Origin of the sequence: Ruminococcus sp. (assembly GCF_019417665.1) — a bacterium.
GTDB lineage: Bacteria > Bacillota > Clostridia > Oscillospirales > Ruminococcaceae > Ruminococcus_C.
The window spans coordinates 1-12,489 of sequence record NZ_DXUU01000026.1 but is presented as its reverse complement, the minus strand read 5'-3'; the positions used below and the strand labels follow the sequence as shown (position 1 = coordinate 12,489).

The window sequence follows — 12,489 nt, the reverse complement described above, 5'->3', positions numbered from 1 at the left end:
TATCCTGTCCGCATATTCCGCACGCCTGCGGAAACAATAGAAACAAAGAAAGGAGTGGATTCTATTATGGAACAACAGGAAAAGCACGTATTGGATGCATTTTATAAAAACGCTTCTGTCGGATTGGATGCCACATGTTCGATCCTGGACAAGGCAGCACATTCCGAACTGCGGGAAGAACTTTGCAAACAGCTTCGGTATTATCAGACGCAGAGAGATTCCATTCGCAGACAGATGCAGGAAAACTGTATGCAGCCCCAGGAACAAGGTACAATGGCAAAGTTCTGTTCCGATCTCAGCATTCGGATGCACTGCGCAGGCGGTATCAGTTCCGGTGAAATTGCAAAGCTGATGCTCAAAGGCACCAACATGGGCGTCATACAGCTGACTGAAGTCTTGCACCGCAGCCCGGAGATCTCCGACAGCCTGAAGCATCAAGGGAAAGAGATCGTTCGTCATGAAGAGGCGTACATGGAACGCCTGAAAGCCTATTTGTAAAGGAGAGATACCATGAACGAAGAAGAAAGAAAAGCCCAGCAGAACTACGAAGCAGAAATGAAGATCTATACGCCCCGTCGTATCATTGCGGAGACCCAGAACCAAGCAGTATCTGACCATGCACCGGTCCGGATCTATGAGCGGCCGTTCAAGCCGAACCAGCCCACATCTCCCCTGGGATAACGATTTTCAAAGACAAAACGGGTCGATCCTGAATCGTCCCGTTTCTTTTTGCAACAACTCTTGTCACGCACTGTTTTTCTTTGCGCAATCCGCACACAGTCCATAAAGCACGGTCTTGGTGTGATCAACCACAAAGCCGTGGTGCTCCAGAAGATGCCCCTCCAGCTGACTCAGATAGTCACAGCTCACATGAAAAAGCCTGCCGCACTGGGTGCATTTCAAATGGAAATGTTCCTGACATGCTTCGGGCAGGGTGTCCAGGAACTGATAACATGCACCGCTTTTTCCGTCAAGCACATATTTCCGCACCATGCCCTCTTCCACCAGCTGTTCCAGATTCCGGTAGACCGTAGCCGTGCCCACCGGTGTGCCGCTGTCCTGCAAATGCCGGACGATCTCCACCACGGTGATATGCCGTCCGCCGCAGCTGCGCAGAAATTCCAGGATATATTCCCGCTGCTTTGTCTTATAACCCATGCAACTTCTTCCTCTCATGCCAAATTGCCGCAGTGACCTGTAGAACAGTGCACTGCGGCAAACAGCCTTGTCTTCATTTACTGAATGGTAACTTTCTTCATTACCTGGGGTTCCAGAGGCTTGTCATTATAATCTGTTTTCACAGAAGCGATCTCGTCAACCACTTCCATACCGGAAACAACCTTGCCGAATGCAGCATACTGTCCATCCAGATGGGGCGCATCTTCATGCATAATAAAGAACTGAGAGCCAGCAGAGTTGGGATTCATGGCACGAGCCATAGAGAGCACACCACGGGTATGTTTCAGGTCATTTTTTACGCCGTTCGCGGCAAATTCACCTTTGATATTCCAACCCGGACCGCCCATGCCGGTACCCTCAGGACAGCCGCCCTGGATCATAAAGCCTGGGATCACCCGGTGGAAGATCAGACCATCATAGAAGCCCTGGCGAACCAGCTTTTCAAAATTTTCACAAGAAATCGGTGCAATTTCAGGATACAACTCGATTTCGATCTTTTTTCCGTTTTCCATTTCAATAACAACCATAATTGTTCTCCGTGTCATTCTGAATTTCCGGAAGCGATCACCGGATAATAATATTTTATCACATTTCACACAAAAAAGCAAGAGGAAATGCTGGTGCGAAAACAGAAGGCATTGTTTCAAACAAACTGTGAGCGACTAAAATTTCCGGAGATGAACCAACAGACAAATGTAGTTCACCCCTACAATATCAGAACTTTTCAGCAAAAAACAGCATAAAAGAAAGGGCGAATCGCATCCGCCCCTGAATTCTGATATTTTCGGCAAATCTGCCTCATTTTCACATCCCGGAAAACAAGGAATTCACATGAAAAGTATGCAGTTCCCAGTGATTCACATGCACACCATTCCATGCATGTACCAACATCGCCAAAGCAACCCATATCGCAGCCGTCTGAATGGTCAGCAAAAGAATCTTTTTCATGTGGGCGCTCCTTTCACTCGTTCCTCCGAGTCTTTTTTCCTATATTTATTATACACGATATGGAAAGAAAACGCAATGGATTTCGCCGGTTTGTAATCGAATTGTAAAATTCAGTTTACGCAATTTATTACTCTCCGCAGAGTGCCCAAGTTTTGTGGAAAAATCGCAAAGCAATCGTCAAAAATTCCATATAGACAAGCAGAAGAAATTGTGGTATGATGAACATACCGGCAGAGAGACAGCCGGAGAAAAGCAAAGAGAAAGGGGCTTTTTTCATGCAAAATTACGTTATTACCATTACACGTCAGTTCGGCAGCCGCGGCAGAGACATCGGCGTTGCCGTAGCGAAGAAACTAGGCATACCGCTCTATGATCGCAGCGTTCTGGAAAAAGAAGCAGAGGCCCTGGATGAAACCATGAGTTCTCTGGTGCGTTTCAGCGAAAACGGCATCACAGGCTATTATAAAATGGCATATCCCTTAGGCATCGGCAGCAGCCTGAAACAAGACCGCATGTACGAGCTGCAAAGCCAGCTTGTACTGGAACACGCTGAACAGGAAAGCTGCGTCATCATTGGCCGCTGTGCAGACTTCCTGCTCCGTGAACGGGAAAATGTCATCCGATGCTATATTTTTGCGCCGTATCAGGCACGCATCCGCAACAGCATCCAGTCTTTGGGCTGCACCACCGCCGAACCCCAGCGCATCATTGAAGAAGTGGACAAGGCACGGGCGGAATATTACCGTTCCCACACTGGATGCGAAGTGAACAACACTCGCTACCGGGATCTGTTCCTTAACAGCAATCTGCTTGGCGTGGAAAACTCTGCTGCGTTAATCGCAGGCGCTGCAATGCAAAAATTCCACCTGCCAGCAATAGAAACAGAATAAACCCTGCAATTTTTTACACCATTCTGCATAAAATAATGCAGAGGTGATATCCTATGAACGAATTCCGCCGGAGTATCTGGATCGGATTTTTTTGGAGCATCGTCACCGGGACGCTGCTCCATTTTTTATACGCCTGGACAGGAGAAAATCGTGTGGTAGGGCTGTATTCCGCCGTCAGCGAAAGTACCTGGGAACATTTGAAACTGCTGTTTTTCCCAGTACTCGTCTATACTATATGGGAATACTTCTGGATCGGACACCGCTGGAAAGGCTACGTACTGGCACGAGTGGAGGCTGTGCTTCTGGGAATGCTGACGATTGTAACTCTATTTTATACCTACACTGGTATTCTGGGCAGAAACTGGCTTGCCGCAGATATTCTGACCTTTGTTGCCGGAGCTGCCGTAACTGCATGGTTTACCTGGTATCGTGCCCCGAAAGATCATGGTGACAGCCGTCTGGGCGGACTTCTGTTCGCCCTGATCGCCATATGCTTCGGCGTATTCACATTCTATCCCCCATCATTCGGCATGTTCGTTTCACCATAAACACGCCGCAGGCGGCAATGAAGTTTTTTGATCCAGCAATTTTTCAAAAATGCTGGCAGAGTCCAGGGACAGCGTCCCTGGTTGCCGTCCGCAGACGGCGAAACACCCCGGCGCATCCTTTTGCGCCGCGGAGAGGGTGGTGAGAAAAAGCGACAGCTTTTTCGAGGCGGGGCGAACAAGACTGCCCCACCTTGTAAGAACTTTTCAATAAGCGAAATTTTGAAAACGTCCCGGTGGGACATTTTCAACGGTCAATTATATAAATTCTCATGAAAATTCAATTCACGATTATTTTATACACAATCCCCATTGACATTCCCGTAGAAATATGCTAATATAAAACATGCGTTTTAAAACATGCGTTTTATATTAGGAGGAAGGCTCATGCCGCCAAAAGCGAAATTCACAAGAGAAGAGATCATAAAAGCTGCTTTCGATATGACACGCACAGAGGGAACTGAAGCCGTCACTGCCAGAGCACTGGGTGCAAAGCTTGGTTCTTCGGCAAGACCCATTTTCAGCGTATTCGAAAGCATGGATGAAGTCCAGAAAGAAGTACTTGCCGCTGCAAAAAAGCTTTACAGCGAATATATCCATGACGGACTGCACCAGAAAGAGTTCCCTGCTTTTCAAGGGGTAGGTGTGCAGTATATCCGGTTTGCCATAGAGGAACCGAAGCTGTTCCAGCTGCTCTTTATGTCCGAAAGGCCAGAAAAGCCCGGCGTGACGCATATTCTGCCGATGATCGACGAGAACTACCCCCAGATCCTTTCCTCTGTCAAAAACTGCTATGGTTTTGACGGAGAACATGCTGAACGGCTTTATCGCCATTTGTGGATCTATTCCCATGGCATTGCCGTTCTGTGCGCTACCAACATGTGCAGTTTTACTCCGACAGAGATCGGGCGTATGCTGACAGAAATGGGATCGGCAATTATCAAGGAATTCAAAGGAGAAACAAAACATGATTGAGGTGCAAAACATTGTGAAATCCTACGGCAGCCGTGAAAACAGCACCCAGGTATTAAAAGGCATCAGCATCACAATTGCTGACGGCGATCTCGTTGTCATTCTGGGGGCTTCCGGTTCGGGAAAATCCACCCTACTAAACATTATATCTGGACTGGAACACCCCGACAGCGGCAGCGTTATCTATGATGGAAAAGATATCACAACATACAGCGAAGATGCCTTGACGGCGTTCCGCCGGGAAAATGTGGGATTTATTTTTCAGCAGTATTATCTGCTGCCAAATATGACTGTCGAGCAAAATATCCGCATGGGTGCCGATCTTGCCCATAATTCAGATTACCACGAGATCATAGACGCAGTGGGACTTTCTGCCCAGCGAAAAAAATATCCCAGCGCGCTTTCTGGCGGCGAACAGCAGCGTGTCTCCATTGCCAGAGCACTGGCGAAAAAGCCCAAGGTACTCTTCCTGGACGAGCCGACAGGTGCGCTGGACGAGAATACCGGCAGACAAGTTCTGGACTATATCCTGAAGCTCCATGCATCTCTGGGTTTTACCATTGTCATGGTCACCCACAATCAGAACATTGCCGAAACAGCAAAAACCATTATCAAAATGAACAGCGGAAACATTGCTGAGATCTATCACAATGAGACGCAGAAAACCGCTTATGAGATCGGGTGGTGATAGCATGATCGTTGGATGGAAAGATGCGCGCAAACTCTTCGGTATTGCCATTGTCGCCTGCTGTGCAGTTTTTGTATGTGCACTGTTTCTCAATTATAATGCAGATATTATCACTGTGAAAGATGCAATCACATCGCCCCAGGGCATGGTCATGTATGATGCCCAGGTCGCCTGCGGCAAGGTAGTTGCCATTGTTTCAGGCGGCTGCCTGGCGGTTACCTCAGTGATCCTGCTGTTGTTCTACATAAAAAATTACATCGACACCCACGGAAAAGAACTAGGCATTTTGAAAGCTCTAGGATATTCCAGAATACAGGTGGCGAAACATTTCTGGGTATTCGGATGCAGTGTATTTATCGGCTGTATCCTGGGCTTTCTGGGCGCATTTTTGTATCTGCCTACTTTTTATGAGGTACAAAACGCAGAAAAACTTCTCCCCGATATCACGCCGCAGTTTCATCTGTGGACAGTAATCTGTCTGATTGTCGTACCCACCCTGTGCTTTATGGGGTTATTCGTTTTTTACGCCTTTTTAAAGCTGAAAAAGCAGCCCTTACATTTGCTGAAAGAATATCAGACCATCAAGCGCAGCACTCGCCACAAAAACGCCGGAGACATGCCCTATTTGCAGGAGCTGAAACGGAACACGCTGCAGAGCAGAAAGATCCTTGTCTTTTTCATTGCATTTTCGGCGTTTTGTTTTTCGGCAATGACTCAGATGTCCATGTCTATGAAAACGCTTGCCAGTGAAAGCTTTGCGTGGATGATGATCTCCATCGGACTGATCCTGGCATTTATAACGTTGTTCCTGTCTCTGACCAGTGTCATCTACGCAAACACCAAAACTGTGGCAATGATGAAAGTGTTTGGTTATTCCCGGCGAGAATACAGCCGGGCAATTCTCTCTTGCTACCGACCGATCTCCTATATTGGTTTTCTCATTGGCACTGTCTATCAGTACATCCTGTTAAAGGTCATGGTAACTTTTGTGTTTGCTGACTTAGAGGGAATGCCTGACTATCATTTTGATGGGAAAGCGTGCATCATTTCCCTTGTAGTATTTCTCGTCACCTACGAGTTGATCATGTATTGCTATGCCCGAAAAATCCATAAGCTATCCGTAAAAAGCATTATGCTGGAATCATAAAGATACAAAAAAACCGACACAACCTTTGAAATGGGCTGTATCGGTTCTTTTTTTATGGCTTCTATTTCAGGGGAGATATTGCGGCGTTATCATTGTGGATTCCGTCAACCCACAGGAAAAAAATATTGTTATTGAATCGGGATCTGCCGTGCAGTCGGTACTGCAGGCTGCTTCTTCGGCATGGTCAGAGTCAGCACACCGTTTTCGTAGGATGCGTGCAGCTGAGATACATCCACGTTGCTGATGTCCAGCTTCTGCTGATAGGAGCAATAGCTGCGTTCCCGACGGAGATAGGTGCCCTCCTTGTTCTTTTCCTCCTCAGTCTTTTCCTTATGGATCGCAGACAGCATCAAGACATCGCCCTGGACATCAAGCTTGATTTCCTCTTTCTGGAATCCCGGCAGTTCTGCCTCCAGCACATAGCTGTCACCGATATCCCGAATATCGGTTTTGCAGGCGCTGACCTGTGCGGACTTGCCGCCAAAGAATTCGTTCTCCCAGTCACGCATGGAGCGGAACAGGTCATATCCGGTACGTTCAAAGGGTGTCAAATAGGTCATCATAAAGCATTCCTCCTAAGGATTTTTTACAGATTTTTTTATTTGCGGATCTGGTTCACGGCTTTTATCTCTTCCGTTTCCGTGCCCCGTTCCGTTTACAAGTATTATCATACCCCTGCTTTATGATAAAATTACGATGCGATTGTGAAAACTGGATGAAAATTAGCACTCGTAAAAAAGAGTGCTAATCATCCGACAATCAGAGTGCTAATCTATCGCCGTTTTCAATGTAGGGGCGAACTATGTTCGCCCGCAATTTTTCAGCTGCATTCCAATGATCACACACAGTTCCCTCTACGTGAACATCATGCTTGACAAACAAAAAAATTTGTCCTATTATAAGATTGGTGAGGTGAGGTGATATGCATGTTCATCCGTATCCGCAATCTGCGAGAAGATCATGATAAAACACAGCAGGAAATTGCAGATTATCTGTTCTGCGACCAATCCCTGTATTCCAAATACGAACGAGGACAGCGTGAAGTACCAGTCAGCGTGATTATTCAGTTGGCGAAATACTATGGAACAAGTACGAATTATCTGCTAAATCTGACTGATCGTAAAGAACCCTATCCAAAATAATGAGGAGATTCCCCTTATGCGAGAATCTCCTCTTTTTGCTGTATTGCATTGCAACGAGTATGTGCTTGCCTGAATTATTTCCCCAAATACTTCCGCAAAAAATCAAACAGCGCATCCATCTGAGCATCCGTACCGATGGTGATCCGTAAGTAATCCCGTACTCTGGGCGCATCGAACCAGCGCACGAAAATATGTGCCTCCCGCAGTGCCTCAAACAACTCATGAGCATTGCAGTCCGGGTGCGTCACAAACAAGAAATTGCTCTTGGAATCCGGGAACTGAAAACCCATTTCCCGAAGCACCGTCTTGGAACGCTCTCTGGTCGCCACAATTTTCGCTGTAATTTCCTCCAGATACGCCTGATCCTCCACTGAAGCTGTGCCGGCTGCCAGCGCCGAACGGTTCATGGTGTAGGAATTGAAGGAATATTTCACATCGTGCAGCGCCCGGATCAGTTCCGGCGAACCAATGGCAAAGCCAATGCGCTCACCTGCCATGGAACGGGATTTAGAAAACGTCTGTACTACCATGAGATTGTCATACTTATTCAGAAGCGGCAGCACTGATTCACCGCCGAAGTCCACATAAGCCTCATCAATAACCACCAGAGATTCCGGATTGTGCTGCAAGATCCGCTCAATTTCCGCTGCAGGCATGGCAATTCCCGTAGGTGCATTGGGATTCGGGAACACAATGCCGCCGTTTTCCTTGAAATAATCCTCCGGCACAATTTCCAGTTTCTCATTCAGGGGCTGCACCTCGTAGGGAATTCGGAAGAGGTCGCACCAGACTGGATAAAAAGCATAGGTAATATCCGGGAAGAGAATGGGCAGTTCCGAGTTGAAAAAGGTCTGGAAGATCATCGCCAGCACATCGTCTGAGCCAACCCCAGTGAACACTTGAGATTCCTCCACTCCATATACCTTTGCAATGGCAGCGTTCAGTTGGTGCGCTGTAGGATCGGGATAGAGACGCATCTGCTCTGCCTGGCTTTTCGACAGCACTTCCTGCACCGCCGGTGCCGGGGGATAAGGGTTTTCATTGGTGTTCAGCTTGATCATATCGGGAAAATCCGGCTGATCTCCCGGCACATAGGGTACAACTCTGCGGATATTCTGTTGATAACGTTTCATTTCAAATCACATTCCTGACTTTTGAGATTCCTGCATCTGCCGCTGTTCCTGGCGGACTGCCGCAAGCTCTGCTGACAAATGCAGTGGATAAGGGTGTGGATGTTCCAAACGACGCACTTCTTCCGGCAGGGCATCCACCTGTTCCAGCGTATACACCTGCTGTTCTGCCAAAGCCATGGGAGACTGCAAGCGCACACCACGGCGCATGACCGGCTGTAACAAGGATTTCACTTGAACGCCCTGGGGTATCTCTGACACTGCCTGTTCTGGTGTTTCTTCCTGCCGGCAGATCCAATCCCCTTTAGCAGTTCCCGTCAAGGTATCCCACATGCGGAATATCTGCTTCGGATATGGCAGAGTGGATTTTCCCGGCGTCTCGCTCCATTTGTATTTTGGGATCAGGATACCATCCGGCTGTTCCAATGCCGTCAGCTTCAGCACGCAGCCCAATACCGGATCACTTTTGGCTGTAATGAGCCGTTCCCCCACGCCAAAAGCGTCAATTGCCGCCCCCTGAGAAAGGAGTTTTTCTACTCGATATTCATCCAGGGCATTGGAAACCAAAATCCGACAGGAGAATAGCCCGGCATCGTCCAACATCCGCCGCACCTGCCGGGACAGCCCAGCCAGATCGCCGGAATCCAGACGCACCCCAAAGGATGTAATTCCCCGCGGTAGAAGCACTTCCTGAAAAGCACGAATAGCATTGGGCACACCACTGGTCAAGGTATCATAGGTATCCACCAGCAGCACCACACCCTGGGAACTAGCACTACACCAGGTGCAGAACGCCTCATATTCTGTGGGAAACTGCTGCACCCAGGCATGGCTCATGGTTCCGGTGATGGGAACACCATAAACTGCCTGCGCCGCTGTACAGGATGATCCGGCACAACCGCCCAGATATGCCGCCCGTGCACCCTCCACTGCGGCATCCATGCCATGTGCCCGGCGTGCACCAAACTCCCACACCGGCAGCCCTTGAGCACTGCGGATAATGCGATTTGCCTTGGTGGCAATCAAGGAAGCATAGCCTATCTTTTGCAGCAGCCGTGTTTCCAGCAGATAGCCTTGAAACAAGGGAGCTTGGAACGACAAGAGCGGCTCGCCGGGAAAGACCGGCGTTCCCTCCGGCACGGCATATACATCACCTGTAAAACGGATCTGCTTAAGATATGCCAGAAATTCCGGGGAAAAGTCTCCTCGCTTCCGTAAGAATCCGATAGCATCCTCACAGAAACTGAATTCCTCCAATTCTTGCAAAACCGGCTCCAATCCGGCGGCAATGACAAAACCGCCCTGATCGGGAATCCGACGAAAGAATAATTCAAACCATCCCCGCTGTCCGCCCATGCCGCACTGGATCGCCTGCTGTGCCATGGTCAGCCCGTAAAAATCACAGAACAATTCCGACTTCAACCCAGTCACCGCCTTGTCACGTGAATATGCAGACTTTCCAGCACATCCAATGCTGCCCGATGCAATGCCGGATCGGGTGAAGCCACGCAATCCGTATCAATGACAATGGATGCCTCTGGCAATGCTGTCTGTGCCAGCATCACATTGGCAAGGACGCAGACCTGAGTCACCACGCCTACAAATTCCAATACATCAAAAGACTGCTGACGCAGCCAGTCAAACAGTTCCGGCGAACCATAGGTGTCTTTTTCGAAGCAGATATCCTGAGAATGTTTTGCCTGAGCAACACTGCCATAAAGAGCACAGCCCGGCGTTCCCCTGCGGCAATGCTCCACAGGAAGATATTTCCCCTCCCGAGTAAGACGATAATTTTCTCCATGGGCATCCAAAGTAAACACCACTTGATCCCCATTGGCATGATATCGGGCAATTTTAGCGGCAATGGGATGTTCCAGCCGCAGTGCCGCCGGGAATCCCAGACTGCCCGTAACAAAATCCACCTGATAATCCACTACAATCAAACAACGCATGGTCAACCGCTCCGTTTCTGTTTCAGATAAGGATACTGTTGCACCATTTGATGAAATTATACCTGGGAGAATACTGTTATCAGTATAGCACAATTTCCGAGAAATGTCCATAGGGTGAAAAGTGAAAGAAAAAGTCTCCGCAAGTTTGTATATCTCCTTGATGATATTCGCCCCTGCATATTCACCTCATTTGTGAAAATACTATATTCGAGGTGATTCAAATGGCAAAACAGGGCATGAAACGCCCGGAGCGCACGCACACACATCCGAAAAATGAAGTCCCTCCAGTACCCGAGATCCAGGGCAAGGCGAAGCACGGCAAAGCATCCACCAATCCCATCATAGCCGGCACAGAGCCGCCTGCCCAGAAGGTCTATCACAGCAAGCCTTTTGCACAGGCAGACACTGATTTGCAATAAAAAATGAGACAGCTGCACGAACAAACAGCTGTCTCATTTTTTCGTTTCCAACGGCACCAAACTAGTCAATGTCTGAGTATCAAAGCATTCTCCTGTTTGCATATCCACCGCATACCATCCGGTTGTCACATTATGGTCAGGAAAAATTTCCGTTGTCCGAAAAATGTAGCAATAGTGTCCCTGATACAAACGGGCAGAATCCACAAAAATAGAGAAATCCCAGTCCAGTTTTTCTCGCAATCTTTCGCAGGCTTCACTCCGGGATATACAATTTCTAGAAAAAGCCGCATCTATACAGCCGAATTGATAATCCCGCCCTAAATAAATCCACTCCGCTCCGGATTCATAAAACTGATACATCTGGTCATATTCTGCTTTGCTGACTTCTACATCGTTGATTCGAAATACAGCATCTTCGATTCCACGATAGCCCTCATCATCATAAAATTTAATGATTTCCTGTAAAACACCATTTTGCAGCCGATAAAAAATGCTATGCTGTACACCCTGTCCCAAATAACCACTTAAAATCAAGTTTTGATCTGAATTATAACAGCATTCCCCAAAAGAACCAATTTCTCCAACATCCACCGCCTTGTCTTGATAGGTGACAATCCGACAGGAAGCAGCATGGCAAGAGTCGAGGGAGAGAATGAGTTCCGGCACACCATCCCCACTGATATCATACAGAGAAAAGGCGGCATGTTCTGTATAATTGTCCGATCTCTGAAATTCATACAATACCTGACGATATGCGGCACGCCAGCCTTTCGCTTCTGGAATGATGCTGGTCTGAGAAATTTTCTGCGTGGCACATCCAGTTAAAAGAACAGGAACACAGCAGATCCACATCCATTTTTTCATATGTACCACCAACTTTTAAAATTAAAACAAAAAACCACCTAAGAAAACTTAGGTGGTTTTACTGGCTCCTCCAGTTGGACTCGAACCAACGACCCTGCGGTTAACAGCCGCATGCTCTACCGACTGAGCTATAGAGGAATATCTGAGAGTAATATAATCACTCTCAAAATGTCGGCATTGACCAATTTTCCCAGGTCGAGAAGACCAAGTATCGTAGGCGTGAAAGAGCTTAACTGCCGTATTCGGAATGGGAACGGGTGGAACCTCTTTGCCATAAACACCGACTAAAAGAAAAATGGTGACCCGTACCAGACTCGAACTGGTGATGCCGCCGTGAGAGGGCGGAGTCTTAACCGCTTGACCAACGGGCCACAATTGGTGCACCATCGGGGACTCGAACCCAGGACCCACTGATTAAGAGTCAGTTGCTCTACCAACTGAGCTAATGGTGCATTTGCTATAATAATATTATAGCACATATGTGACACTTTGTCAAGAGGAAAAACACATTTTTCTTTTATAAACTTTGCGACAAAATAATGAATTCAAAATGCGTCAGACGCACAGAACAAAAGGAAAAGCGAACGACCGATTAGTATCTGCAAGCTAAACA

General features: G+C 47.7%; 17 protein-coding genes, 3 tRNA genes and 1 rRNA gene. 9 read left to right on the top strand and 12 right to left on the bottom strand.

What is annotated here, in order from left to right; genetic code table 11:
* Positions 1-66 precede the first annotated feature (66 nt).
* A complete protein-coding gene (locus QZ375_RS08085) occupies positions 67-498 on the top strand; it encodes a hypothetical protein (protein ID WP_295217716.1) in 432 nt (143 codons plus the stop codon).
* Between the two features lie 12 nt (positions 499-510).
* Entirely contained in the window at positions 511-681 is a 171-nt protein-coding gene (locus tag QZ375_RS08080) for a hypothetical protein (RefSeq protein ID WP_295217713.1), read from the top strand.
* Between the two features lie 63 nt (positions 682-744).
* Here QZ375_RS08080 and QZ375_RS08075 read toward each other — a convergent pair whose 3' ends face one another.
* The 3 genes from QZ375_RS08075 to QZ375_RS08065 form a co-directional block, all read right to left on the bottom strand.
* Positions 745-1,158: a transcriptional repressor gene (locus QZ375_RS08075; RefSeq protein WP_295217711.1), complete on the bottom strand. Its 414-nt coding sequence runs from the start codon at positions 1,156-1,158 to the stop codon at positions 745-747.
* Between the two features lie 77 nt (positions 1,159-1,235).
* Positions 1,236-1,706: a peptidylprolyl isomerase gene (locus tag QZ375_RS08070; protein WP_295217768.1), complete on the bottom strand. Its 471-nt coding sequence runs from the start codon at positions 1,704-1,706 to the stop codon at positions 1,236-1,238.
* A gap of 277 nt (positions 1,707-1,983) precedes the next feature.
* On the bottom strand, positions 1,984-2,127 hold the full coding sequence (locus QZ375_RS08065) for a hypothetical protein (RefSeq protein WP_295217708.1): 144 nt from the start codon (positions 2,125-2,127) through the stop codon (positions 1,984-1,986).
* 275 nt (positions 2,128-2,402) lie between these two features.
* Here QZ375_RS08065 and QZ375_RS08060 point away from each other — a divergent pair, with 275 nt between their 5' ends.
* The 5 genes from QZ375_RS08060 (at position 2,403) to QZ375_RS08040 (ending at position 6,369) form a co-directional block, all read left to right on the top strand.
* Positions 2,403-3,017: a cytidylate kinase-like family protein gene (locus QZ375_RS08060; RefSeq protein WP_295217706.1), complete on the top strand. Its 615-nt coding sequence runs from the start codon at positions 2,403-2,405 to the stop codon at positions 3,015-3,017.
* A gap of 53 nt (positions 3,018-3,070) precedes the next feature.
* The gene (locus tag QZ375_RS08055; RefSeq protein WP_295217704.1) at positions 3,071-3,565 is read left to right on the top strand and encodes a DUF6512 family protein; all 495 of its coding nucleotides are present in this window, start codon (positions 3,071-3,073) and stop codon (positions 3,563-3,565) included.
* A 384-nt stretch (positions 3,566-3,949) separates the two neighbouring features.
* Complete coding sequence (locus tag QZ375_RS08050) at positions 3,950-4,537, top strand: WHG domain-containing protein (RefSeq protein WP_295217701.1); 588 nt, start codon at positions 3,950-3,952, stop codon at positions 4,535-4,537.
* The gene (locus QZ375_RS08045; RefSeq protein WP_295217699.1) at positions 4,530-5,222 is read left to right on the top strand and encodes an ABC transporter ATP-binding protein; all 693 of its coding nucleotides are present in this window, start codon (positions 4,530-4,532) and stop codon (positions 5,220-5,222) included. Before QZ375_RS08050 ends, QZ375_RS08045 begins: the two co-directional genes overlap by 8 nt.
* A 4-nt stretch (positions 5,223-5,226) precedes the next feature.
* A complete protein-coding gene (locus QZ375_RS08040; RefSeq protein WP_295217697.1) occupies positions 5,227-6,369 on the top strand; it encodes an ABC transporter permease in 1,143 nt (380 codons plus the stop codon).
* A 128-nt stretch (positions 6,370-6,497) separates the two neighbouring features.
* Here the strand turns inward: QZ375_RS08040 and QZ375_RS08035 are convergent, their stop codons facing one another.
* The gene (locus QZ375_RS08035; RefSeq protein ID WP_295217696.1) at positions 6,498-6,932 is read right to left on the bottom strand and encodes an Hsp20/alpha crystallin family protein; all 435 of its coding nucleotides are present in this window, start codon (positions 6,930-6,932) and stop codon (positions 6,498-6,500) included.
* Between the two features lie 363 nt (positions 6,933-7,295).
* Here QZ375_RS08035 and QZ375_RS08030 point away from each other — a divergent pair, with 363 nt between their 5' ends.
* Positions 7,296-7,511: a helix-turn-helix transcriptional regulator gene (locus tag QZ375_RS08030; RefSeq protein ID WP_295217694.1), complete on the top strand. Its 216-nt coding sequence runs from the start codon at positions 7,296-7,298 to the stop codon at positions 7,509-7,511.
* A 74-nt stretch (positions 7,512-7,585) separates the two neighbouring features.
* Here the strand turns inward: QZ375_RS08030 and hisC are convergent, their stop codons facing one another.
* Genes hisC through QZ375_RS08015 form a run of 3 tightly spaced genes read right to left on the bottom strand, consistent with a single transcriptional unit; the run spans position 7,586 to position 10,593 of the window.
* The gene (gene hisC, locus QZ375_RS08025; protein ID WP_295217692.1) at positions 7,586-8,644 is read right to left on the bottom strand and encodes a histidinol-phosphate transaminase; all 1,059 of its coding nucleotides are present in this window, start codon (positions 8,642-8,644) and stop codon (positions 7,586-7,588) included.
* A gap of 6 nt (positions 8,645-8,650) precedes the next feature.
* Entirely contained in the window at positions 8,651-10,063 is a 1,413-nt protein-coding gene (locus QZ375_RS08020) for a nicotinate phosphoribosyltransferase (protein ID WP_295217690.1), read from the bottom strand.
* A gap of 5 nt (positions 10,064-10,068) precedes the next feature.
* On the bottom strand, positions 10,069-10,593 hold the full coding sequence (locus QZ375_RS08015) for an isochorismatase family cysteine hydrolase (protein WP_295217688.1): 525 nt from the start codon (positions 10,591-10,593) through the stop codon (positions 10,069-10,071).
* Between the two features lie 221 nt (positions 10,594-10,814).
* On the opposite strand from QZ375_RS08015, the gene QZ375_RS08010 reads away from it, so the two are divergent.
* On the top strand, positions 10,815-11,012 hold the full coding sequence (locus tag QZ375_RS08010) for a hypothetical protein (RefSeq protein WP_295217687.1): 198 nt from the start codon (positions 10,815-10,817) through the stop codon (positions 11,010-11,012).
* Between the two features lie 33 nt (positions 11,013-11,045).
* On the opposite strand, the gene QZ375_RS08005 is transcribed toward QZ375_RS08010, so the two are convergent.
* From QZ375_RS08005 to QZ375_RS07985, 5 genes are all read right to left on the bottom strand, one after another.
* Positions 11,046-11,876: a hypothetical protein gene (locus QZ375_RS08005; protein WP_295217684.1), complete on the bottom strand. Its 831-nt coding sequence runs from the start codon at positions 11,874-11,876 to the stop codon at positions 11,046-11,048.
* Positions 11,877-11,938: 62 nt separating this feature from the next.
* Positions 11,939-12,014, bottom strand: a tRNA-Asn gene (locus tag QZ375_RS08000).
* Between the two features lie 31 nt (positions 12,015-12,045).
* Positions 12,046-12,161: ribosomal RNA gene (rrf, locus tag QZ375_RS07995) — 5S ribosomal RNA — on the bottom strand.
* Positions 12,162-12,172: 11 nt separating this feature from the next.
* A tRNA-Glu gene (locus QZ375_RS07990) sits at positions 12,173-12,247 on the bottom strand.
* A 5-nt stretch (positions 12,248-12,252) separates the two neighbouring features.
* Positions 12,253-12,328: transfer RNA gene (locus QZ375_RS07985), tRNA-Lys, on the bottom strand.
* Positions 12,329-12,489: the final 161 nt, after the last annotated feature.

Bases quoted from the DNA above. Each gene is read 5' to 3' on its own strand.
- QZ375_RS08005 (WP_295217684.1), bottom strand. From the start codon at position 11,876: ATGAAAAAATGGATGTGGATCTGCTGTGTTCCTGTTCTTTTAACTGGA.
- QZ375_RS08050 (WP_295217701.1), top strand. From the start codon at position 3,950: ATGCCGCCAAAAGCGAAATTCACAAGAGAAGAGATCATAAAAGCTGCT.
- QZ375_RS08065 (WP_295217708.1), bottom strand. From the start codon at position 2,127: ATGAAAAAGATTCTTTTGCTGACCATTCAGACGGCTGCGATATGGGTT.
- QZ375_RS08040 (WP_295217697.1), top strand. From the start codon at position 5,227: ATGATCGTTGGATGGAAAGATGCGCGCAAACTCTTCGGTATTGCCATT.
- hisC (WP_295217692.1), bottom strand. From the start codon at position 8,644: ATGAAACGTTATCAACAGAATATCCGCAGAGTTGTACCCTATGTGCCG.
- QZ375_RS08030 (WP_295217694.1), top strand. From the start codon at position 7,296: ATGTTCATCCGTATCCGCAATCTGCGAGAAGATCATGATAAAACACAG.
- QZ375_RS08010 (WP_295217687.1), top strand. From the start codon at position 10,815: ATGGCAAAACAGGGCATGAAACGCCCGGAGCGCACGCACACACATCCG.
- QZ375_RS08015 (WP_295217688.1), bottom strand. From the start codon at position 10,593: ATGCGTTGTTTGATTGTAGTGGATTATCAGGTGGATTTTGTTACGGGC.
- QZ375_RS08075 (WP_295217711.1), bottom strand. From the start codon at position 1,158: ATGGGTTATAAGACAAAGCAGCGGGAATATATCCTGGAATTTCTGCGC.
- QZ375_RS08035 (WP_295217696.1), bottom strand. From the start codon at position 6,932: ATGATGACCTATTTGACACCCTTTGAACGTACCGGATATGACCTGTTC.
- QZ375_RS08055 (WP_295217704.1), top strand. From the start codon at position 3,071: ATGAACGAATTCCGCCGGAGTATCTGGATCGGATTTTTTTGGAGCATC.
- QZ375_RS08060 (WP_295217706.1), top strand. From the start codon at position 2,403: ATGCAAAATTACGTTATTACCATTACACGTCAGTTCGGCAGCCGCGGC.
- QZ375_RS08080 (WP_295217713.1), top strand. From the start codon at position 511: ATGAACGAAGAAGAAAGAAAAGCCCAGCAGAACTACGAAGCAGAAATG.
- QZ375_RS08085 (WP_295217716.1), top strand. From the start codon at position 67: ATGGAACAACAGGAAAAGCACGTATTGGATGCATTTTATAAAAACGCT.
- QZ375_RS08070 (WP_295217768.1), bottom strand. From the start codon at position 1,706: ATGGTTGTTATTGAAATGGAAAACGGAAAAAAGATCGAAATCGAGTTG.
- QZ375_RS08045 (WP_295217699.1), top strand. From the start codon at position 4,530: ATGATTGAGGTGCAAAACATTGTGAAATCCTACGGCAGCCGTGAAAAC.